This window comes from Burkholderiaceae bacterium, assembly GCA_024235995.1.
In the GTDB taxonomy this organism is placed as follows: Bacteria; Pseudomonadota; Gammaproteobacteria; order Burkholderiales; family Burkholderiaceae_C; genus Ottowia.
Map to the genome: position 1 here is coordinate 2,494,049 of JACKLI010000001.1, position 19,362 is coordinate 2,513,410.

The 19,362-nt window shown below is 64.3% G+C and carries 20 protein-coding genes and 1 pseudogene; 13 read left to right on the top strand and 8 right to left on the bottom strand.

Annotation, left to right across the window (positions count from 1 at the left end; translation table 11 throughout):
* The first annotated feature begins 2 nt into the window (after positions 1-2).
* The 13 genes and pseudogenes from H6927_11980 to H6927_12040 all read left to right on the top strand — a co-directional run bounded on the left by H6927_11980 (position 3) and on the right by H6927_12040 (position 9,792).
* The gene (locus H6927_11980) at positions 3-1,304 is read left to right on the top strand and encodes a cytosine permease (protein MCP5218815.1); all 1,302 of its coding nucleotides are present in this window, start codon (positions 3-5) and stop codon (positions 1,302-1,304) included.
* 425 nt (positions 1,305-1,729) lie between these two features.
* Positions 1,730-3,082 (top strand): integrase family protein, encoded by a 1,353-nt coding sequence (locus tag H6927_11985; GenBank protein MCP5218816.1) that lies wholly within the window; start codon positions 1,730-1,732, stop codon positions 3,080-3,082.
* Between the two features lie 479 nt (positions 3,083-3,561).
* Positions 3,562-4,980: a Fic family protein gene (locus H6927_11990; protein MCP5218817.1), complete on the top strand. Its 1,419-nt coding sequence runs from the start codon at positions 3,562-3,564 to the stop codon at positions 4,978-4,980.
* A gap of 155 nt (positions 4,981-5,135) precedes the next feature.
* A pseudogene (locus tag H6927_11995) lies at positions 5,136-5,459 on the top strand (type II toxin-antitoxin system RelE/ParE family toxin).
* Complete coding sequence (locus H6927_12000) at positions 5,456-5,755, top strand: putative addiction module antidote protein (GenBank protein ID MCP5218818.1); 300 nt, start codon at positions 5,456-5,458, stop codon at positions 5,753-5,755. Before H6927_11995 ends, H6927_12000 begins: the two are co-directional and overlap by 4 nt.
* 90 nt (positions 5,756-5,845) lie before the next feature.
* Positions 5,846-6,175 (top strand): type II toxin-antitoxin system RelE/ParE family toxin, encoded by a 330-nt coding sequence (locus tag H6927_12005; GenBank protein ID MCP5218819.1) that lies wholly within the window; start codon positions 5,846-5,848, stop codon positions 6,173-6,175.
* Entirely contained in the window at positions 6,172-6,507 is a 336-nt protein-coding gene (locus tag H6927_12010; protein ID MCP5218820.1) for an XRE family transcriptional regulator, read from the top strand. Before H6927_12005 ends, H6927_12010 begins: the two co-directional genes overlap by 4 nt.
* A 38-nt stretch (positions 6,508-6,545) precedes the next feature.
* A complete protein-coding gene (locus tag H6927_12015; GenBank protein ID MCP5218821.1) occupies positions 6,546-6,689 on the top strand; it encodes a hypothetical protein in 144 nt (47 codons plus the stop codon).
* Between the two features lie 161 nt (positions 6,690-6,850).
* Entirely contained in the window at positions 6,851-7,495 is a 645-nt protein-coding gene (locus tag H6927_12020; protein ID MCP5218822.1) for a hypothetical protein, read from the top strand.
* Positions 7,496-7,815: 320 nt separating this feature from the next.
* Positions 7,816-8,010, top strand: coding sequence for a DNA-binding protein (locus H6927_12025; protein MCP5218823.1), 195 nt, complete (start codon positions 7,816-7,818; stop codon positions 8,008-8,010).
* Between the two features lie 196 nt (positions 8,011-8,206).
* Complete coding sequence (locus H6927_12030) at positions 8,207-8,512, top strand: AlpA family phage regulatory protein (protein ID MCP5218824.1); 306 nt, start codon at positions 8,207-8,209, stop codon at positions 8,510-8,512.
* Positions 8,509-9,108 carry a Rha family transcriptional regulator gene (locus H6927_12035; protein ID MCP5218825.1) on the top strand — a complete coding sequence of 200 codons (600 nt, stop codon included), beginning with the start codon at positions 8,509-8,511 and terminating at the stop codon, positions 9,106-9,108. Before H6927_12030 ends, H6927_12035 begins: the two co-directional genes overlap by 4 nt.
* A gap of 3 nt (positions 9,109-9,111) precedes the next feature.
* Positions 9,112-9,792 carry a helix-turn-helix domain-containing protein gene (locus tag H6927_12040; protein ID MCP5218826.1) on the top strand — a complete coding sequence of 227 codons (681 nt, stop codon included), beginning with the start codon at positions 9,112-9,114 and terminating at the stop codon, positions 9,790-9,792.
* Between the two features lie 193 nt (positions 9,793-9,985).
* Here the strand turns inward: H6927_12040 and H6927_12045 are convergent, their stop codons facing one another.
* From H6927_12045 to H6927_12080, 8 genes are all read right to left on the bottom strand, one after another.
* Positions 9,986-10,612 (bottom strand): hypothetical protein, encoded by a 627-nt coding sequence (locus tag H6927_12045; GenBank protein ID MCP5218827.1) that lies wholly within the window; start codon positions 10,610-10,612, stop codon positions 9,986-9,988.
* A complete protein-coding gene (locus tag H6927_12050) occupies positions 10,612-10,836 on the bottom strand; it encodes a hypothetical protein (protein ID MCP5218828.1) in 225 nt (74 codons plus the stop codon). Before H6927_12050 ends, H6927_12045 begins: the two co-directional genes overlap by 1 nt.
* Before the next feature lie 67 nt (positions 10,837-10,903).
* Positions 10,904-12,214, bottom strand: coding sequence for a HipA domain-containing protein (locus H6927_12055; protein ID MCP5218829.1), 1,311 nt, complete (start codon positions 12,212-12,214; stop codon positions 10,904-10,906).
* A complete protein-coding gene (locus H6927_12060) occupies positions 12,211-12,477 on the bottom strand; it encodes a helix-turn-helix transcriptional regulator (protein MCP5218830.1) in 267 nt (88 codons plus the stop codon). The genes H6927_12055 and H6927_12060 overlap by 4 nt, the downstream gene beginning before the upstream one ends.
* Positions 12,478-12,488: 11 nt before the next feature.
* The gene (locus tag H6927_12065; protein ID MCP5218831.1) at positions 12,489-12,671 is read right to left on the bottom strand and encodes a hypothetical protein; all 183 of its coding nucleotides are present in this window, start codon (positions 12,669-12,671) and stop codon (positions 12,489-12,491) included.
* Between the two features lie 127 nt (positions 12,672-12,798).
* Complete coding sequence (locus tag H6927_12070; GenBank protein ID MCP5218832.1) at positions 12,799-13,578, bottom strand: HNH endonuclease; 780 nt, start codon at positions 13,576-13,578, stop codon at positions 12,799-12,801.
* The gene (locus H6927_12075; GenBank protein ID MCP5218833.1) at positions 13,575-15,338 is read right to left on the bottom strand and encodes a DUF262 domain-containing protein; all 1,764 of its coding nucleotides are present in this window, start codon (positions 15,336-15,338) and stop codon (positions 13,575-13,577) included. The genes H6927_12070 and H6927_12075 overlap by 4 nt, the downstream gene beginning before the upstream one ends.
* A gap of 39 nt (positions 15,339-15,377) precedes the next feature.
* Positions 15,378-19,352: a reverse transcriptase gene (locus H6927_12080; GenBank protein MCP5218834.1), complete on the bottom strand. Its 3,975-nt coding sequence runs from the start codon at positions 19,350-19,352 to the stop codon at positions 15,378-15,380.
* Positions 19,353-19,362: the final 10 nt, after the last annotated feature.

The following is a 19,362-nucleotide window of genomic DNA, read 5'->3' on the forward strand; positions in this document are numbered from 1 at the left end:
CGATGGCAACCCCTTCCTCCCCCGACGCCGCGCACGGCGCGGCCCTGCCGATCGGCGCGCACGAGCGGCGCTTCGGCACGCTCGACCACGCGGCCCTGTGGTTCAGCCTGGGCGTGGGCCTGCTGGTGATGCAGGTGGGCGCGGCGCTGATGCCGGCGCTGTCGCCGCGCGACGCCATGCTGGCCATCGGGCTGGGCTCGATGCTGGGCGCGGGGCTGCTGGCCTGGGTGGGCTCGCTGGGCGCGCGCCACGGGCTGTCCAGCTCGGCGCTGATCGGCTCGGCGCTGGGGCGCTCCTTCGCCCTCCTGCCGGTGGGCCTGAACGTGCTGCAGCTGCTGGGCTGGACGGCCTTCGAGCTGGTCATCATGCGCGACGGCAGCGCCGCGCTGCTGCAGCGCGTGGGCCTGGGCGGCGCCTGGGCGGCGCCGGTGCTGACGCTGCTGTGGGGCGCGCTGCTGATGGCGCTGGCCGCGGGCTCGATGGTGGGCCTGGTGCGGCGCTTCGTCAGCCGCTTCGGCCTGCCGCTGGTGGTGCTGTCGCTGGCCTGGCTGAGCTGGCAGTTCGGCTCGCGCCTGGCCGAGCAGGGTCTGACGGCGTGGTGGAGCCGCCCCGGCACCGGCGAGATGAGCGCGCTGCAGGCGCTGGACCTGGTGATCGCCATGCCCGTGTCCTGGCTGCCGCTGGTGGCCGACTACGCCCGCTACGGACGCAGCGCGCGCGGCACGCTGTCGGGCATCTGGCTGGGCTACATCGTCGCCAACCTGTGGTGCTACGCGCTGGGCGTGGTGGTGGTGTCCACGGCGCCGGCCGACGCCGACCTGCTGGCCACCATGCTGCTGGCGCAGGGCGGTCTGATCGCGCTGGGCTTCATCCTGATCGACGAGGTCGACAACGCCTATGGCGACGTGCACTCGGGCGCGGTGTCGGCGCACTACCTGACGCGCTCGCGCTGGAGCATTCGCCGCCTGGGCATCGGCCTGGCGGCATTGGCCACGGCCGCCGCGCTGGCGCTGCCCATCCACAGCCTGGAGCCTTTCCTGCTGCTGCTCAGCTCCGTCTTCGTGCCGCTGTTCGGCGTGGTGCTGTCGCAGCTGGCGGGCGGCGACCTGCCGGCGGCCCGCGCGGTGCGCGCAGGCCCTGCCCTGCTGTGGCTGGCCGGCATCGCCTGCTTTCACCTGGGCAGCGCCTACTGGCCGCAGTGGGGTTCGGCCCTGCCCTGCCTGGCCTTCACGCTGATCGGCGGCTGGCTGCTGCGCCTGCTGCCGCAGGGACCGCGGCCCACCCCGTCCGCACCAAGCCCTTGACGGCTGCCACGCCCAGTCGGCCTACCTGCAATGCCTGTTGCTGAGCCACTGGCTTGCAACTGGCCGTGACCCGCCATGAGCACACCTGAACCGTAATACGGCCCGGAAAAAGAAAAACCCCGCTACCTTTTGAGTAGCAGGGTCTTCTTGCGGTATTTGGCTCCCCGACCTGGGCTCGAACCAGGGACCTACGGATTAACAGTCTGCAGGAGTATGGGTTCTGGGGTGTTGATTGAAATTGATGTTTTCTTTTTAAAACAATGAGTTATGGAAATATTTACTCTTGTAGTGTTGAGGGGTATTCGGCAAAATAGGGCGAAACTGGCTACATAGTGGCTACATAGTGGCTACATGGAAAACCAGCGGACACGTTCCGCCAGACTCCGAAGCCATGTAGCCGCTCTGCAGCCCCAGCTCCTACAACCATGGCACGGCCACGCAAGACTGAAGCCCCCGACTTGGCGAACGCCGTCGATCTGACAGCCGGCGTCATCGACCGCCTGACCTGCCCGCCCGGCAAGCAGCAAGCCTTTCTGCGCGACAGCAAAGCACCCGGCTTGCGCGTGCGCGTGACCGCCGGGGGGACCAAGTCCTACGTGTTCGAAGCGAAGCTGCGTCGCCAGACCATCCGCCGCACCTTGGGTGACGTGCGCGCTTGGACGATCGAACTGGCGCGTGCCGAAGCGAACCGCCTGCGTGTAACCCTGGATGCCGGGCAAGACCCGCGCGAGTTGGAGCGCCAGCGCGAAGCCGAGGCTCGGGCTGCGAAGGCCGCGCAGGTGGCCCAGGCCGTCACGGTGGGCCAGGCATGGGCCGATTACATTGAAGCCCGCCGCTCGCACTGGGGGGCCCGGCACCATGCTGACCATGTGAGGCTGATTCGCCCCGGTGGTGAAAAGGCAACCCGTGGCACCCGTGGCCGGGGCGTCACCATCGCCGGGCCGTTGCACGCTCTGGCCGCCCTGCGGCTGGGCGAGTTGGATGCCAACACCATGCAGGCATGGGCCAAGCACGAAGCCAAGACCCGGCCCACATCGGCGCGGCTGGCGCTGCGCTGCTTCAAAGCTTTCATGACTTGGTGCGGCGAACAGAAGGCCTATGCCGGGCTGCTGAACACCGACGCTGCCAGCGGCCGAGCAGTGCGCGAACCGCTGGGCCGCGCAAAGCCCAAGTCCGACGCCCTGCTGCGCGAGCAATTGGCCGTCTGGTTTGCCGCCGTGCGCGCCCTACCCCCAGTGCCTGCCGCCTACCTGCAAATCCTGCTGCTGACGGGAGCACGCCCCGGCGAGTTGCTGGACCTGCGCTGGGACGATTTAAACCTGCAATGGCGTGGCATCACCCTGCGCGACAAGGCCGAAAGCAAAGGCGGTGAAGATGGCACCCGGCAAATTCCGCTGACGCCCTATGTGCACTTCTTGCTGACCGGCCTGCCGCGGCGCAATGAATGGGTGTTCTCCAGCGCCACCAAGCCCACGCCGATAGCCACGCCGCGCTCGCCGCATGTTGACGCCTGCCGTGAGGCCGGTGTCGAGTACCTGACCTTGCATGGCCTGCGTCGCAGTTTCGGCAGTCTGGCCGAATGGCTGGAACTGCCTGCCGGCGTGGTGGCGCAGATTCAAGGCCACAAGCCCAGCGCCACGGCAGAGAAACACTACCGCGTGCGCCCCTTGGACCTGCTGCGCGTGCACCATGAGCGCATCGAAACCTGGATGCTGGAACAGACGGGTATCGAATTTCATCCTCCGTCCGAATCGGGCAAGGTGCGCGCGACGAGATGATGGAGGTCAATGGCTTCGTGTAATGCCAGCGGTCGGATCGATGTGCGCTGGTTGGCGCGCGCCGAAGACGCTCCTGATTAAATAGCTTGTGGTGCTTATCCAGAAATCGCTTGAGGCCTATTTGGCCGCATCCTTCCTTGGCTTGCTCCTTCGTGCGCCAAGGCAAGCAGCGGCGCGTCCTTGCCCGGCATGATTGAATAAAAGCCGCACTGATGGACGAGTTCTGAAAAAAATCCCTGTGGGTACAAAATTTTTCCGTCCGCCAACCGCTCGGACGTGTCGACCGCACTCCGGAAAACTGATAAAAATATCAATCGTGTATGGAATTTTGAGAAAATTCCCGTCGCACTGAAGCTTTTTCCGCCTCTCAACGCCTCACTGACATGAGTATCGCCATTGGCTACGCCTGGATTCAGGACGCGCTACGGGCCCCGGACTTTCTGGGCGCCCACAAGGCGCGGCTGGCCTCTGTGCAGAGCCTGCAGCGGCTGCCCGAGGGAGCGCTGCTGGTGCCCGCCAAGCTGGCGCCCGGCACCCGCTGGCTGGATCATGCCCTGTTTGCCATCAAGCACGAAGGGGTTCGGCTGGACTACCTGACGGCGGCCCTGCGCCAGGTCGGCCAGGAGGACATGGAGGCTGAGTTTTTGCGCACGCCAAACGGGGCCTATGTGCGTAAGCTGTGCCTGCTGTGGGAAGCTGCCCACCAGCGCCCCATGCAGGCGGTGGAGCAGCACCCCGTGGCGGCCGCCTATGTGCCCATGTTCGACCCGGCGGCCTACCTGACCGGTGCATCGCGGCGCAATGCGCGCTGGCGGGTGGACTTCAACGGGCTGGGTGACCTGGCCTTCTGCCCTGTGGTGCGCAAGACCGATGCGGTGCTGCAGGGCTTGCAGCATGACGTGCTGGCCCATGCCAAGGCGTTCGCCGCCGCCATCGGCCCGCAACTGCTGGAGCGGGCCCTGTCGTGGGCGTATCTGAGCGAGACCGAGGGATCATTCGCCATCGAGGGTGAAACACCCACCGAGGACAAGGCCAGCCGCTTTGCCGCGCTGCTCAAGCGGGCACACGACCCGCGTCCCTTGACCGAGGACTATCTGGTCGAGCTGCAGAACGCCACCGTCAGCAACCCGTTCGATCAGGCGACGCAGTTCCGCACCGAGCAAAACCGCCTGCAGGGCAATGCCTTGGGCGCGGTCGGTGTGACCTACGTGCCGCCCCGGCCCGAGCTGTGCGCACAGCTGATGGAGCAGCTCATGGCCCTGTCGAACCAGCGCCCCGCAGCGCTGGACCCGCTGGCGCACGCCGGGCTGGTGTCGTTCGCCTTTGTGTTTCTGCACCCCTTCATGGATGGCAACGGGCGCCTGTCGCGCTTTCTGATTCACCACTGCCTGGGGCAGTCGGGCGCGCTGCCTGCGGGTTTTCTGCTGCCCGTGTCGGTGGCGATGAGGAAGCACGAGGAGCAATACCTGCAAGCGCTGACGGCATTCAGCCGGCCCGCTCGCGAGCTGTGCCAGGTGCTGTGGTCGGGCGACGACCAGTACAGCTACAACTGGCAGCGCGGCGAAGATGTGTGGTTCCGCTACATGGATGTGACCGAGGGCGTTGCCTTCACCCTGGCCATGGCCCAGGCTTCGCTGGAGATCCACCTGCGGCGGGAGGTGGAGTTCCTGGGCCTGTTTGACGACGTGGCGCGCTACATCAACGACCGCCACGACCTGCGCGGCACGGACCTGGCCACGCTGATCGTCACCATCTACCAGAACGGCGGCAAACTCTCGAACATCCGGCGCAAGCGCTTCGCCGACCGCGTGCAGGCGCATGTGCTCGACGCCATCGAGGCGGCCGTGGCCCGTCGCATGCAGGGCCAGTTGCTGCCCGGCACAAAAGACGAGGATTAAAGAACACTGAGGACACCAGTTGGACTTGCTGCGCCAACATCACGAAAGGTTCGGGGCGTAGATTCTGGAGCAGGCCGGCGTGGCCTTCAACGCCGCCAAGGAGCCGGGCAAGCTGTGGGCCGTGACCGCATAACAGTACGTTTTGCGATACCATCGTGGAAATCCGCATCTACACCGACAACACTGGGCACGCGCCGTTTGTGCAATGGGTTGATGGCCTTTCCGACCGCATCGCCCGCGCCAAAATCCGCGCCCGCCTGACACGGGTAGAGGCGGGGAACATGGGCGATTGCAAGCCGCTGCGCGATGGCGTGCAAGAGTTGTGCATCAACCACGGGCCGGGTTATCGCGTGTACCTGAGCTAGCAAGGCCCGCTGCTGGTGCTGCTTCTGTGTGGCAGCGACAAGGGCAGCCAAGAGGTCGAAATCCACCGCGCCATCGGCTATCTGAACGACTGGAAGGAAAGGGGCAAACCATGAACACGCCGCGCGATGCCAGTTACACAGCCTGGCTCACAGAATCGCTGAAAGACCCCCAGGAAGCCGCCGCCTATATCGAGGCCGCTATCGAGCTGGAAGACCCCGCCGCGCTGCTGCTGGCGCTGCGCCACGTCGCCAAGGCCCACGGCATGGCCGAGGTGGCGCGCCGTGCTGACGTAGGGGAGAAATCCCTGTTCCGCGCCCTGAGCGAAAACGGCAACCCGACGATTGCCACGCTGCACAAGGTGTTGCACGCCGTGGGCCTGCGCCTGAGCGTGACGCCTGAGCGCGCCTGACTGTTTCGCCCCAGCTAGGCAGGGCAAGCTACAGACCGTGAAGTGACGTCGGGAACCAACGAAACATACAAATATCTATATACTTCAGCCATGAAGCCGATTGAGTTTCGGGCTACCGCATTGGATGACTTGAGGGCATTCCCGCCGTCGGCCATGCGCGATGTCGGTTATCAACTGGACAGGGTGCAGCACGGCCTACAGCCCGACGATGCCAAGCCGATGCCTTCGATTGGAACCGGGGCCATGGAGCTTCGCGTCTGGGACGAAGCCGGGACGTTCCGCGTGGTGTACGTTGCCAAGCTGGTGGATGCCGTGTACGTGCTGCACTGCTTCCAGAAGAAGACCCAGCAGACCGCCCAGCGCGATATTGATTTGGCCCGCAAGCGCTTCAAAGCCTTGATGAAGGAGATTGCGACATGACAGACCGCCGCCGATTTGCCAGCGTCTGGGACGCTATCGAGAACACCCCGCAGGAAGCAGCGAGCATGCGTGCACGCTCCGAGTTGATGATGAACCTTGCCGAAACCATCCGGGAGCAGGGCATGACGCAGGCGCAAGCTGCCGAGCTATTCGGGGTGACGCAGCCCCGCGTGTCCGACTTGGTGCGCGGGAAGGTGAACCTGTTTTCCTTGGACACCCTGATTGACATGGCTGCAACGGCCGGCATGGGGCCGGTGGTGAAAGTCAGCAAGCCGAAGGTGCCAAAACGGCAGACGGCACGACGCGCCAAGGCTGCCGTTGCCTGCGCTTGACGGTGACCAGTACAGCTACACATGGCAGCCCGGCGACGATGTGTGGTTCCGCTAGCAAGGTGGTGCTGACGCACCACAAGTTGAAGGAGCAGGCAACACACACGCTGGCGCTTAACAAGACCGGCGGCGACAACGAACTGCAGCCCAAGACATCGTCCGGACTGTCGTACCTCATACCATGACCAAAAAATCTCCCAAAGTAGGAAGTGTTTCAGCACACCCCATTGGCGGTCCAGATCCCGCGCTGCGAGGAGACGAGCTTTTTGACGAATGGCTCCACGGCAATAGGCGGCCGTCTACGGAAGAAGCCAAAGTTCATGCGGTCGGTTGGTGGGACCATGTCATGAACGCGGACAAGTGGTGTGCGAGGCAGCGTGTCAAGCCGGCCTACGCCGCGATGCTGTTGAGCGGGTTCAACCCTTTCTCCAACGATGACGACATAGCTTGGCGCGAGAGCCTCGACGAGAAAACAATGGTTGACTACCACCGGCATCTGCAGATGTGGTGTGAGGAGGAAGGTGCAGATCACACGCTCGCGGAATGGCATCGAATGGCGAAAGCCAACGGCCTCACGGTCCATTCATGGTTCCAGGAGTACGTCGATGCGGGTGGCAAGTGGCTACCCGACGGCCCAACGCCGGATGCCTCGTCCGAACCTGTATCTGAGTCGCGTCAAGAGCCAGCCAAGCCAATTTCGCGGCACGCAGTCTTGGCAGACCTCGACAGTGCCAAGGAAAAATTGAAGCTCGATCTCGATGAAAAGATTGTCCGATTAGCGAAGCAATACCTAGCCGATGAAGTCGCCGCCGACAGGCATCCAGCCCAATCAATGATTGCCGACTACGTGGCCAGAAAGTTGCGCAAGGACGGCACCATGGGTATCAGTGGCGGACCACTGACTGGAGCCTACATCAAGCGCCACTTTCTCAAAGGCATATCGGCCAGTGCTTATCGGAAGCGGTCTATTGTCCCGCGGAGGGGCAAATAGGGCACAACTCAGCGGAGCAAAACTTGCCCCATGAAACCTAGCATTCATGCGGGTTCCGGCGTGATCGAAGTGCTTGGAGGGCAAGTGATGCCCCGAAAACAGTAGAGCCACTGCTGAACGAGGCGGGCTGCGTGGGCAGCCCCTGGTGGTCGGCGGTAGAAGGATCTACCGAAATGAAATGCGCCTACCCGCCGAACGCCGCGGCGCTCGCACAATGGGAACAGAAGCCAGAGGCTACGCTGCTGACTGGCGAAATTTGTATCGATGAATCGCAGCCGCGCGGCCCGGCGCATTCACCCGAGCCGCCGACCTACCCGCGTTTGCGCGATCTGACCCAGCCTGCAGTTCCTACCGCCCAGGCCGCGTACTACCTCAACCGCCGCCCGCAGACGCTGCGCGGCTGGGCCTGCGCCGAGACTTGGCCCGAAGGACTGCGCCCCGTGCGCATCAACGGCCGCCTGGCCTGGCCGGTCGCCGGCATCAAGGCCGTGCTGGGGGTGTGCAATGAGCTTTGATCGCACCCGCCTGCCCGCCCCCAGCGACTACTACACCGGCACCGCCGCCCTGAAATTCCGCGAGCGCAAGGGCAAGTGGCGCACCACCGAATGCCGCTTTCACGGCCACGACTCCATGCGCATCTACACCGCCACCGGCGCATTCGTGTGCATGGCTGGCTGGGGTGCGCGTGGCGGCGACGTGCTGGCCTATCACATGGCCGAACACGGCCAGGACTTCATCACCGCCGCCAGGGCGCTCGACTGTTGGCTTGAGGACGACGGCAAGCGCCGGCCGCGCCGCGCCCACCAAATCGCAGTCCAAACCCTGGACAGTCTCAAAATCCCCGAGGCGCTGCTGAGAATCCGCACCGTGGTCGCCGTTACCGGCCTGTCTGAATCGTCCATCCGCCGCAAGGTGGCCGCAGGCCAGTTTCCCGCCCCCGTCAAGGACGGATTGCGCTGTACCCGCTGGGTGGCGCAGTCGGTCACCAATTGGCTTCGCAAGCAGGGGGCGAAATGAATCTGACCCTTGTCACCAAGAAAGCCGAGGCGCGCGTGGACAGCCGCCTGCTGGCGCAACACCTGGGCAACCAGCACAAAGCCGTCATGGCGCTGGTGGATCGCTACGCTGGCGACTTCAAGGGCATGGGAGAGCTTCCATTTCAAATGGAACCTTCGCCTAGTGGGCAGCGCGAGCGCTTCGCCCTGCTGAACGAGGATCAATCCTTTTTCCTGCTGAGTCTGAGCCGCAACACGCCGCGCGTGGTGTCCCTCAAGGCAAAGCTGGTGCTGGCCTTCCGTGAAGCCCGCCGCGCTGCCGAGCTGCACGTCGAATACCTGCCCGGCTACCACCAGTTGCACGACCAATTGCACCTGCTGGCCGATGGTTCACCGAATGAACGCTGGGTTCATGCGAACATGAACAAGATGGTCAACAAGGTGGCCGGCGTCGAGTCGGGCCAGCGCCCCGCCGCTGGTGTTCCGCAGAAAGCCCTGCTGATCGCCGCGCAGCACATCGCCGCACAGGCCATGCAGGGGGCCGCAGACCACCACGAAGCCCACGCCAGGGCAAAGGCCGCGCTGGCGCCGCTGATGCCTCACAAGCTGATCGGGTAGCAGATGGGACGCGACAAGCGCAGCAAGGGCGATTCCAGCCGCGTAGCAGGCGGGTTTGCTGCTGTGCCCTGGGACGTGCTCGATAGCCCCGCCTACGCCCGTCTAAGCCATCCTGCGCGCAGTCTGCTCATTGAGCTGGCGCGGCAGTACGTGCGCGACAACAACGGGCGATTGCTGGCCAGCGAAGCCTATCTGGCCAAGCGCGGCTGGAAGTCGAACGACACCATCACCAGAGCCAAGCGCGAGCTGATCGAAGCCGGGTTCATTCACGAAACCGTCAAGGGCCATCGTCCGAACAAGGCGAGCTGGTACGCCATCACCTGGTACACGCTGGACAGACTGCCCGGCTACGACGTGGGCACCGCAGAAAGTTTCCAGCGCGGCGCCTATCGCAAAAACGCAAGCCTTACACCGTCTCGCGGTGTAGAGAGGCCCGTCATAGCACCGTCTCACGGTGTAGAGAGTGCGCCGTCTACACCGGCTCACGGTGCTATCAAGGTCGTTTTCGTGCCCTCGCCTACACCGCCAGACGGTGACCATCTAGATATGCCATCTCCTGCAGCTGTCCTGACTGCTATTGCCCAACCTGCATCGTCGCCGGTCAAGGCCACGGCCTGCCCTGCAGTGTCAGCGCCTCGCTCAGGGCGAGCTGCGGACATCAGGCCAAGCGGTCCCCGCGATTGATGCACGGGTCACCGGCTGGCGGTTGGCATGCTCGTTGGCGGGGGACGACCTGCGGGTGCGTCAGGCCTGGGTCTAGGGCTCCACAGGCCGCCGCATCCACACCAGCTCCGCCTCCAGCGCCCGCGCCAGCTCCCGCAGCTGCGGCCGCTGCCCGCCCTTCCAGGCGTTGCGCGCCACCGCCTGCCGGCCCTCTTCAGTCCTGGGCCCGGTCGATCTCTCCCACGGCCGCCAGCGCCGGATCAGCTCGGCCTGCCGCTGCCTGCGCTCCAGGCTCCAGCCGTTGGCCATCGTGCACCTCCAATAGTTTGTTTGGCGCGCTTTCGGATTTCTCCGCGCGCGCCCTGCCCCGGCCGTTGTTGACCTGCTGGTGGCCCTGGGCGATGTTGGCCTGCCGGATGTAGGGCATCGGGTTCTTGATCGCCGCCAGCGCCTCGACGGTGGCCCGGGACTGGGACTGGGCCTTGAGCGCCATGCGCAGCAGCGTCTCCAGGCCCGGCAGCGTCTGCTGGCGCCCGGCCCGCTCGGCCAGGTTTTGGAACATGCAGTCGAGCGTCAGGGCCTGGCTGGCCAGCATGCGTTCGTAGCGGTCCAGCTTGCCGGCCACCGCCTCGTCGCCGGCCTGCCTGAGCTCGACCAGCAGGTCCAGCGAGTCCAGGGTGTGGTCGGTCTCGGTGTAGCGCTTCACGGTCGAAGCGGCTCCCGAGGACTGGGTCACCAGCCGGGCCAGCTGCTGCGACGGGGTCTCGGCGCCCTTCAGGAGGTCGCGGATGGCCGGGGAGGCGGCAGCGGGCGTCGAGCTCTTGGACTTCTTGCTCGCCATCAGTCGCTTTCCTTCCAGGTCGCCACCCAGGCCTCGATCAGCTCGCCGATGGTGGTGCGCTCACGGGCAGCGCGGATCTTCAGGGCCAGGTGCAGCTCGGCGCGGATGTTGGCCGTCAGGCGCACGTCGCCCTCGGGCAGCTGGCCGGAGCGAGAGCTACTGCCCGAGGCGCGACGGGCAGGCCCAGCCGGGGGAGCGAGCTGAGTTGCTGACGTCCGCTTCATGATCGGATTATGCACTCATGTACTTACCTGTGTGCAAGAGTGTGCGCCTCACCTGCGCGGTCGGCGATCACGCGGCGATCTGCCGGGCCATCTCGTGGACAACGGTGTGCAAGATGGCTCTGAGGCAGCGCGATTCGCCCGCCATCGTGGCCGCCAATTCGGGACGCGCCTGGGCGATCCGGGCGTTCTCGGCTTCGACCTCGGCATACAGCACTTCAGCCTCGGCAACGATGCGGCTGCGCAGACTCTCCAGCAGGCGCTCGGCCGTCCCCTTGACCAGATTCAGCGCGGCACCGGCCTCCAGCAGCAGGTTCCGGCGGATGTCCGAGAAGTGCCGCACGCCCAGCACCGGCCAAGCCAGCTGGGTGTGTGCAGGCCAGCCGGTTTTGTCGAAGGCCGGTGAGTCATATGTGGCGACGCTGAGCAGGTCGTAGAACGGCGCCAGCTGGACACCTTCGTGCGACACCAGAAAGCTCAAGTTTTTCAAGTGCGCATCGCTGTTGCCGACCAGCACGTTGAACACCAGCCAGCCAAACAACCGCGAGCGCGCCACCGCCGGGCTGCGGCAGGCTTTGGCCAGCGCGGCCAGGTTTTCCAGGCTGCCCTGGCTGTACTTGAAGCTGCGATCCAGCCCCAGCAGCTGGCAGGCGTCGATCGCATGGCGGCGCTGCCAGCCTTGCGCAGCTGCAACCCGGTCAAAGCGATCGATCAGGTACACGGGTGACGGCACGTAGCGCCGATGCACCTCGGGCACCTCAAGCCCAAGCCGCCCCGCCAGCCGCATCACAAACCATTCGTTGATCACGGAATGGGGGTAGTCCGTGTCCGGGTGATCGGGCTTGAGGATATGGGTGGAAGGCGTGGCGCCCGCCGGTTCAAACAGTGCGCCATCTTGCAGAACGACGGCCAGCTTGTGCTGCGCACCGGCCAGCGACATGCGCTTGATGGCGGCGTGCGTCAGCGGCGCCCTGGGCAACTGGCGGATGCGCGCCTGCAGCGCCTCGTCGGGCAAGGGGCGCAGGGGCTCGGTGGTTTGCGGTGCGGCCTCTGGCGGCAGCAAGGTCAGCGACCCGGCGGACTCCGCGCCGTACCAGGCCAGCAGGCCGAAGGCGTCGGCCGCATCCAGCCGGGCGTCCTTGGCCAGCAGCACCCGTTGATCTTCTTCTGGCAGCAGGTTGTCAAAGTACCACTGCACCGGGCGCTGACTGGCGCCGTCCAGCAAAGGCTGCGCCGACAGGGGAAGGTGCGGGCTGAGCGCAAAGCCCTTGGGGTTGGCCAGCCAGTCCGGGGTGTACTGAAAGCTCCACAGGCCCGCCACCTCCTGCAAGCGGCCAACTTCTTGCTGGTTGATCGATGCGCGCAAAGATCGGCCAGTCATGCCCCACCCTTGTGGTTGGCCGGGTCGTTCAGATAAGCCGCCACACTCTCGGGCACGTCCACCATGACACGGATGCCCAGGCCCTCCAGCACCTGAAAGAGCTTGCCCCACTGCACGGTTTCGCCGCCGCGCTCGATCTTGCCCAGGAAGTTCTCGCTCACGCCGATGCTGCCGGCGGCATCGTCCTGGCGAATCTTCTGCGCCTTGCGGCTGGCGCGCACCACCTGGCCGATCGCGGCGGCGTTGGGGATGGGTATATGCATGATTAATCCTTTCAATTGTGAGGATTTTCAATCAGGCGAGAGAGTTTGGCAATAAATCCGCTTGAATATGCAGATTTTTGTGGACGCGATACCATGCGACCAAATATCCTCGCGAACTCAAGGATTTGTGGGTCCAGCCAGCGCGGATGACACCCGGGCAGCGCCGCCGCTTTATGGGCACGCAGTGAAATCATCTCAATCGCGTGCGACACTCAACCGTGGTCATCAGCAAGGCTTGCTTGGTCGCCAGCGGTCCGGCGGCAGCGCTTCGACCGCACTCCTCCTTTGCGCCCGCAGCCGCGTCGGCACTTCCTTTGTGGCTCATGTCCGCTCTGGCAGCCAGCCTGAACCAGACTCGTCACGGCCGCTGAGATACCCGCAGGCATCGACAGCCCAGACATGCTGCCGGTGAAACTCGAGGTAGGCCTGATGCTCGGCGCGCAGGCCCGAAACCTTCAGCGGCAGCATCAAACCCAGAGCCGCGCGCCGCTCGATGGTCAACCCTGCCGAGAGTTGCACCACACCTGCCGTGTCGACGGTTATCCACCCGGCATCAAACAGCGCATCCAGGTGTGGCGCCAGCAGCAGGCCGTTGAACACGTCCAGCCGCTGCTCGTCGGTGTCGCACTGGGCCCAGGGGCGGATATGAGATGCCCGCAGCAGCGCCGGCACGTCCAGACCCGTGACGCAGCACTTCCCTTGCCAGTAGTCCAAGAGAGCGCCGCGGAACAGGCCTTGCCCAACGCGTTGGACGCCCAGGCGCTCTGCCTCGGTCGTCTTGGGCATTGCGGCCGTCTTTATCTTGAACTCGTCGGCCACCCGATTCGGCTTGGTTCGTGCGTGAGCCGCCGTTGTGCGCAGCACGGCGTAGAGCTCGCCGTATCCCTCGACCTGCATCGCCTGGCCACCCGCTTTCAGATCAAGGAGCGCGGGGTCCGATGCGCTGACCTCGAAGGCATTCTCGCCAGCCACCTGCACCAGCACTGTCTCCGGAAACCGGGCCGACCGAAGCTCCAGTCCATCCGCATGCGAAATCGCGGTCATCTCGAAGCCGCAATCGGATGCTGCTTTCTCCAGGCGCAGACGGTCTAGCGGGGTCATTGCGCCCCTCCAGACAACTTCACGTAGCCTTGTCGAATGACATCGGCAATTAGTGGCCGCCGGGCGACCAAGAAATCGTCATAGCTCAGTTTCCACCAGTTCGGCGGCAAGGCATGCCAGCCCATCATGGCCGCCAACGTCTCGGTGTCGAACCGCTCGGCGTACTTGGCCCAGTACTCGGTGGGCGGAGCATCTGAGATGGCGATGTTGTCGTCCCACTCGACCAGCGCGTAGTTCGCAACCTGGTTGATGTCACGCACGCTCTCGACGCCCAGCTTCTTCAGGTACTGCCTGGGGAATAGGTGATGCCGCTCCAGCGCCTTCTTCTGTCCCAGCGCTGGAGGGTCCAACAGGTCCGCCACCGGGCTCTGCGAGAACAGCGCCCGCGCGCCAAGAAGCGTCTGCGCCGCATAAAAACCGAACAGCGCCGGACTGCGCCCAGCCGACGTTGCCAGGTTCAGCGGCAGGGTCTTGGTCCAGTAGTCGTTCGTCAGCGTCGCAGCTTCCACGGTCGCCAGCCGGTCGAGGAACTGACCAGCGGTCTTCAGCTCACGCAGCTCTGCCAGGTCTTGCTCCATGCGCGATTCGGGCGACGAGGTAAAGCGCCCGGTCAGCAGCGACATGAACAGCCAGCGCGCGATGGCGTTGCGCAGCTTGAAGCCCTCCACGTCGTACTCGGTGCGGCCGAGCAGGTACAGCTGGTAGGCGAACACCAGCGCATTGACCGAGCTGATGGTCTTTTCGCTTCGGTAGCCGGCAGCTCGGACGACATTGAGGAAGTCCGCCCAGTAGGTCAAGTTCAGCACTCGCCCCTGGGCATCGCGCAGCTTGTCGAACTGGCTCTTGCGCTGCTCGGGGCTGACTTCGCCGCTGGCCAGGTCCTTGCCGCGCAGCAACGAATAGACGTGCTCCAGACGGGCTCGCCGGAAGGCTACGCCGACGTCGACGCGCAGCAAGTGGTCGGGGTCGGGCTGGAAAATCTGGTTGAACGGGCTGGCCTGGCCGGCGGGCGCTGGTTGGCGTGCGGCACGGCAGAACTTCTCCAGTTCGGTACGGCCATCGTCCCAAAACACCGACATCAGCGTCAGGATGAAGTCCGACTGGTTGAGCTTCTTGCCCTCGCTGTTGATGCGCACGAAGACGTCTGCCACCTGCTCTTCGGTGCACTGCTGCGACAGCTCCAGCGCGATGAACGGAAAGTTTGTCAGGCCGGCCAGCCGGCCGATGGCGTCGGCCACCTTTTCCTCTTCGGCCTCCGACACTTCGCGCGCAGCGGTCAAGCGCTTCAGGTACTCGCCGATGGTCTTGTGCGTTGGCCGGCTGAACACCTCGGAGATATCGAGAATGTACTCGGGGTCACGCTCGGTCGTCGCGTCCGGCACGGCAAAGGTGCCGGTCTGCGGTCGGAAGGCGATGCGGATGTGCTCGCGCTCGAAGTTTTCGCGCAGCACCGCCTCGCGCCGGATGACGGCGTACAGCGAGGTCAGCCGCTGCTGCCCGTCCACGATGAGCAGCGACGGCGCCTTCTGCTTGTTCGCATCGCCGATAACCTTGGTGTCCGCACCGTCGGCGCCGGTCTGCCAGAACAGGAAGTAGCCGACCGGGTAGCCGCGGTACATCGAGTCGAACAGGTCGCGCACCTTGGCGTTGGCCCAGACGAAGGGGCGCTGGATGTCGGGCAGGCCGATGCGGCCGAGGCCGATGTCGTTGATGAGGCCACCCAGCGAGTAGTGAACTTCTTTGAATAATGTGTCAGTCATAGGGTCCTGCTACCTCTGATTTCACTCGTCGAGCGCCAATCACTGGGGCCGTCCCTTGTAACCTGCCGGATATGCCTTCAACGCCTTCGGAGCCTTGGCCGTCGCTGTCGACTTGAATGGCGATGGGTCAACTTCAAACACGCTGACGGCGACTTGCTGATTCCCATGCACATGTGCAATGAGGCGCTCGTGCTTGGGCAGCGGCACCTGCGCGGTCGAACCGCCGAACTCGCCTGAATTGGCAAGCACCACCGGTTGGTACATGTGGAAATGCAACGCCGCTACCATGTTGTCGAACGTCTGAACGTCCTGGTTCAATGCAGCGACCAGGAACATGTCGGAGCGGTCACGAAGGTCGGTCACGAGGTCCAGGTCCGTGGCGTCGTAGCAGATGGCTGCGGCGATACGGGTGCGCGACTTGGCGCCAATCGGCAACTCCACGAGCGTCACGTGTGGACGATGGCCTTTGACTCCCATCTTGACCTCGTCCTTCATCGGATGGAGTTTGCCCTGCCAAACATACTGAAACGCGCGACCATGGCTTGCCGATTCAGTGCGAATCAGCCACAAGCCTTGATTGACGGTACCGCTCGCTTTGGGCGAGTGAAGAAAAGTCAGGCCGGCGAAGATGTTGGCCCGTACCTTGTCCGAAAGCCGCCTCAGCAGGGAGACGTGCTCCGGGTGCACAGCCAGCTCAGGGAACAAAATGACGTCGACCACCGGGTCGTCGGTCTGGTTCGATGCCGTCGCAGGCCTTGCCGATGCCCAAGTCTTGAGCTTCTGGTGCGTCAGCCGGCAAACCTCGGCCAGGTGGCGGCGATGCTCGGCCAGCGTTCCAGGCATCCAATGTGTCGGGTCCTTGTTATCAAATTCTTCCCGCTGCGGGCGCATCGGCTGAACGATTGCCACACGCAGTGGTCGGTCCTGCAAAGGCTCGTCGTCATCGACAGGCACCACGTACATCGGTGTCTTGCTTCGGCGGCCAAACAGTGAGCGTTGCACCTCAATTCGCTTTTGAACAAGCGTGAGCAGTTCTGATGCCGCCCGGACATCGGCTGCTGCCGACGCAGCATTCACGCGGAACTCGACTCCTGGCCATTGCAGTAGCGTCGAAAGCAGGCTGGAGAGCCACGGCGACACCGGTCCTGGCTCGTCCAGCAGACCGCGCCCGGAGTTCAAAAGGCCGAAGCGACGTTTGAACCAAGTGCTGCGCAGTCCGCTGTAGCGACCCACCTCCTCAGTAATAAGGTATCGGCGACTCGTAAAGTCAAATTCCCCGGTCAGGGCCGAGCGCAGGATGCGTCCCAAACCGTATAGCCAGGCTTTCTCCTGCGCCACCCATGGTGGGTTGGCGTACAAGGGGTTTGCCGCGTCACCTTCCGCAATCGACTCCACACGCAGAAAGCCATCCTCCCCGGGCAGTTCCAACAGCCTCGACCAGTCCTCACATCGAAGCACGATGTCGGCCGCACTTGCTCCCGCCGACAAATGCTCCTCGACACCGGGGTGACGGAGCAAGGCTTCCGCGAGCATGAGCAGAGCGTTCTCCTGGTCAAAGAGGTTGTTTGACTCGCTGATGATCTGCAATAGACGCTGGGTGCCATTCAACTTGGCTGGGTACTTTCGCGAGCTACTCGACCGTTTGCTGGCCTGGACTAGTGCAGCCGGGACAAACTGACGCCAGTTCGATGCCCGCCGGCCGTTCAGCGCCGCCATCAGCAAGTCCGGACGGCCCAGCGCCACCGAGCGCACCACCGCCTCTCGGACCTCTTCGTCGTCCGTGTGCCGCAGTCCCTCCGACAACCACACACCGAAGCGCCGCGCATTCGGCTGCAGTTGCTGCGCCACGATGGCCAGGGGGATGGCGTCCCGCAGTCCATCACCCTGTGCCGGCGTAAACAGCGCCGCCCGCTGCAATGCGGCGTACATCTGCTCCTCAGGGGCAGGTTCAACTGCTGCAGCAAGCGATACATCTCCGATGGAAGCCAGATAGAGGCGTGCCTGCTGGCGCAAGTACCAGGGTGACGACGTTCGCTCAGTCAGGACGCGGCGGGCCATTGCCCCAAGGTCCTCGCGGTAGCCCTGGATATCCACGCCGTCCGGGTACTCCTCCGAGTCACGGAAGCCAGTCTCCACCGCGCCCGCCCGCAAAAGATCGGCCAGGACGTACTCCGCCACGCGCACCTGCCTGCGCTTTGCAGTGTCCAGTTGCGCAGCCAGGTCGAACAACTTGATGTTGAGCGCCTCGGTCACCGGACTGAGCAGGCGGGGGTGCGGGAACAGGTCCAGGCCGCATCGCAGAAGCAGAACCAGCGCCGGGTTCTCGGCCCAGCACTTGATGAGCTTGCGCGCCGTGGACTCGAACTCATGCGACAACACCGCGCCTTGCGTCACTTGCTCACTCATGGTCTCGGCCAAGCCTGCTGGGCTTTCAAGATCCGTCATGGCCAGGCGGTGGCGCATCAGTTGGGCAATGCGCGTTGCGACAAACCGCTTCACGGTGTCGTCGCGCACGTCCGTATTGGGCACGGCGACGTTCGCCAATGCCAAGCGGGAAGGTTTCAGGTCGGCAGCACTTTCAATTTGCTCTGAAATCCATAGTAGACCGTCCAGACCACCTGCCGCCTGCGCCAGCGACTCCAGGTCGAATGTCCCGCTCAGCTCGGCGTTGAGCATTTCCATCAGGGCCGACACGTGGCTCTGCGCCGAAATTGCCCGGTACGAGGTGACCACGCATTTTTCCGCCGACAGCTCGAGCGCTTTCTGCGCGCCGATGCGCTCGCGATGTACTTGCAGGGCAGCGGCCACGTGCCGTTTGACACGTTCCAGCACCGCAGCCTGGCCGAGGCCGCCAGGGCCACTCCTTGCTTCGACGACGAGGCGCATGTCGTCGACATAGCGGCAGTAATCCAGAAGCTTGACGCCGTCACCAATCACGGCACCTTCAGCCGCCGATTTCTGCAAGTCGCGGTCGAATCGAACGAGATAGGCGTTGGCGAAGAATCCCGAGGCCACCAGTCCCTGGGGCAAGCCAATCTCGAGCTCTGGGTGCTCTCCGCCGTGAATCAGCTCGGCTTCGTGCTGCTCGTGAGCGCGCCACTTCCAGGAAAAGATTCGTTCAGCTCGCTCCCAAAACGTCGGGTCGGAGGCCGCCGACTCGGGCAGCCCATGTGCCGTCTGGTACTCGACCTCCAGGGTCTTCAGCTCCGCGAGCAAGGCGCCGCGGTCGATACAGTCAAAGAACGACCTGATGTCCAGCGACACCACAAATAGCTCCCGCTTCGGCGGCAGCCGGGCCGCCCATTCTGCGCAGACGCGGCGCGGCCGCGCAAGAAAGGCCCGGTAGTCCTGGAAGTACTGGCGATAGGTCCGGCTGTTGCCCCAGGAGAACTGGGCGCGCGGCTTGCCGCCAACGTCGGTGGCCCAGGTGCAGTGCAGCCGGTTGCCGTAGCTCACGACGCCCTTGGTGCGGGCCGCCAGTACATCGGTGCCGCTCGTGTCGCCTTGGGCGGACTCGACCGCCGGTGCCAGGCACATCATCACCGCCGTCGCCAGGGTCTGGTCGCGAATCGACAGGTGGGCCAATGGCCGCAGCTTCACGCTGGGCTGCGCCTGCCTCGACTCCCCGCCACGCTCTTGCAAATGGCTTGGCTCGCTGGGCGCCCAGTCATCGAACGTCGGCTCGTTGCCCAAGTCATCAAGGTCAAGCGCCAGCAACTCATCGCCTGATGTGTCGGCTGTCGCCGGGCGAAACGACCAACGCGCGTTCTTGGGTGCCGGAACCAGCAGCAAGTCCTTGGGCCGAAAGTCGGCCTGGCCAACGTCCGTCGCCCACTGCAGCAAGTGGTTTTCCAGGTCGATGGTCGACGCGTCCAGCTCCAACACGTCGGCATACCAATTGTGCCGACGGATGAAGGTGTGAGACTTCTTCCACGCCTGTGCAAGAACGACCACATCGGACAGTTTGTCCCCCTTCGGCGGGAGGTCTCTATATTCTTCTTTGAAGATGGACACCCGGCTCTCC

Excerpts from the sequence above, each read along its gene's own strand:
- H6927_11985 (MCP5218816.1), top strand. The coding sequence starts at position 1,730 with ATGGCACGGCCACGCAAGACTGAAGCCCCCGACTTGGCGAACGCCGTC.
- H6927_12015 (MCP5218821.1), top strand. The coding sequence starts at position 6,546 with ATGTGTGGTTCCGCTAGCAAGGTGGTGCTGACGCACCACAAGTTGAAG.
- H6927_12030 (MCP5218824.1), top strand. The coding sequence starts at position 8,207 with ATGGCCGAACACGGCCAGGACTTCATCACCGCCGCCAGGGCGCTCGAC.
- H6927_12060 (MCP5218830.1), bottom strand. The coding sequence starts at position 12,477 with ATGCATATACCCATCCCCAACGCCGCCGCGATCGGCCAGGTGGTGCGC.
- H6927_12005 (MCP5218819.1), top strand. The coding sequence starts at position 5,846 with ATGAAGCCGATTGAGTTTCGGGCTACCGCATTGGATGACTTGAGGGCA.
- H6927_12070 (MCP5218832.1), bottom strand. The coding sequence starts at position 13,578 with ATGACCCCGCTAGACCGTCTGCGCCTGGAGAAAGCAGCATCCGATTGC.
- H6927_12020 (MCP5218822.1), top strand. The coding sequence starts at position 6,851 with ATGAACGCGGACAAGTGGTGTGCGAGGCAGCGTGTCAAGCCGGCCTAC.
- H6927_11980 (MCP5218815.1), top strand. The coding sequence starts at position 3 with ATGGCAACCCCTTCCTCCCCCGACGCCGCGCACGGCGCGGCCCTGCCG.
- H6927_12000 (MCP5218818.1), top strand. The coding sequence starts at position 5,456 with ATGAACACGCCGCGCGATGCCAGTTACACAGCCTGGCTCACAGAATCG.
- H6927_12075 (MCP5218833.1), bottom strand. The coding sequence starts at position 15,338 with ATGACTGACACATTATTCAAAGAAGTTCACTACTCGCTGGGTGGCCTC.
- H6927_12010 (MCP5218820.1), top strand. The coding sequence starts at position 6,172 with ATGACAGACCGCCGCCGATTTGCCAGCGTCTGGGACGCTATCGAGAAC.
- H6927_12050 (MCP5218828.1), bottom strand. The coding sequence starts at position 10,836 with ATGAAGCGGACGTCAGCAACTCAGCTCGCTCCCCCGGCTGGGCCTGCC.
- H6927_12055 (MCP5218829.1), bottom strand. The coding sequence starts at position 12,214 with ATGACTGGCCGATCTTTGCGCGCATCGATCAACCAGCAAGAAGTTGGC.
- H6927_12065 (MCP5218831.1), bottom strand. The coding sequence starts at position 12,671 with ATGATTTCACTGCGTGCCCATAAAGCGGCGGCGCTGCCCGGGTGTCAT.
- H6927_12040 (MCP5218826.1), top strand. The coding sequence starts at position 9,112 with ATGGGACGCGACAAGCGCAGCAAGGGCGATTCCAGCCGCGTAGCAGGC.
- H6927_12045 (MCP5218827.1), bottom strand. The coding sequence starts at position 10,612 with ATGGCGAGCAAGAAGTCCAAGAGCTCGACGCCCGCTGCCGCCTCCCCG.
- H6927_12035 (MCP5218825.1), top strand. The coding sequence starts at position 8,509 with ATGAATCTGACCCTTGTCACCAAGAAAGCCGAGGCGCGCGTGGACAGC.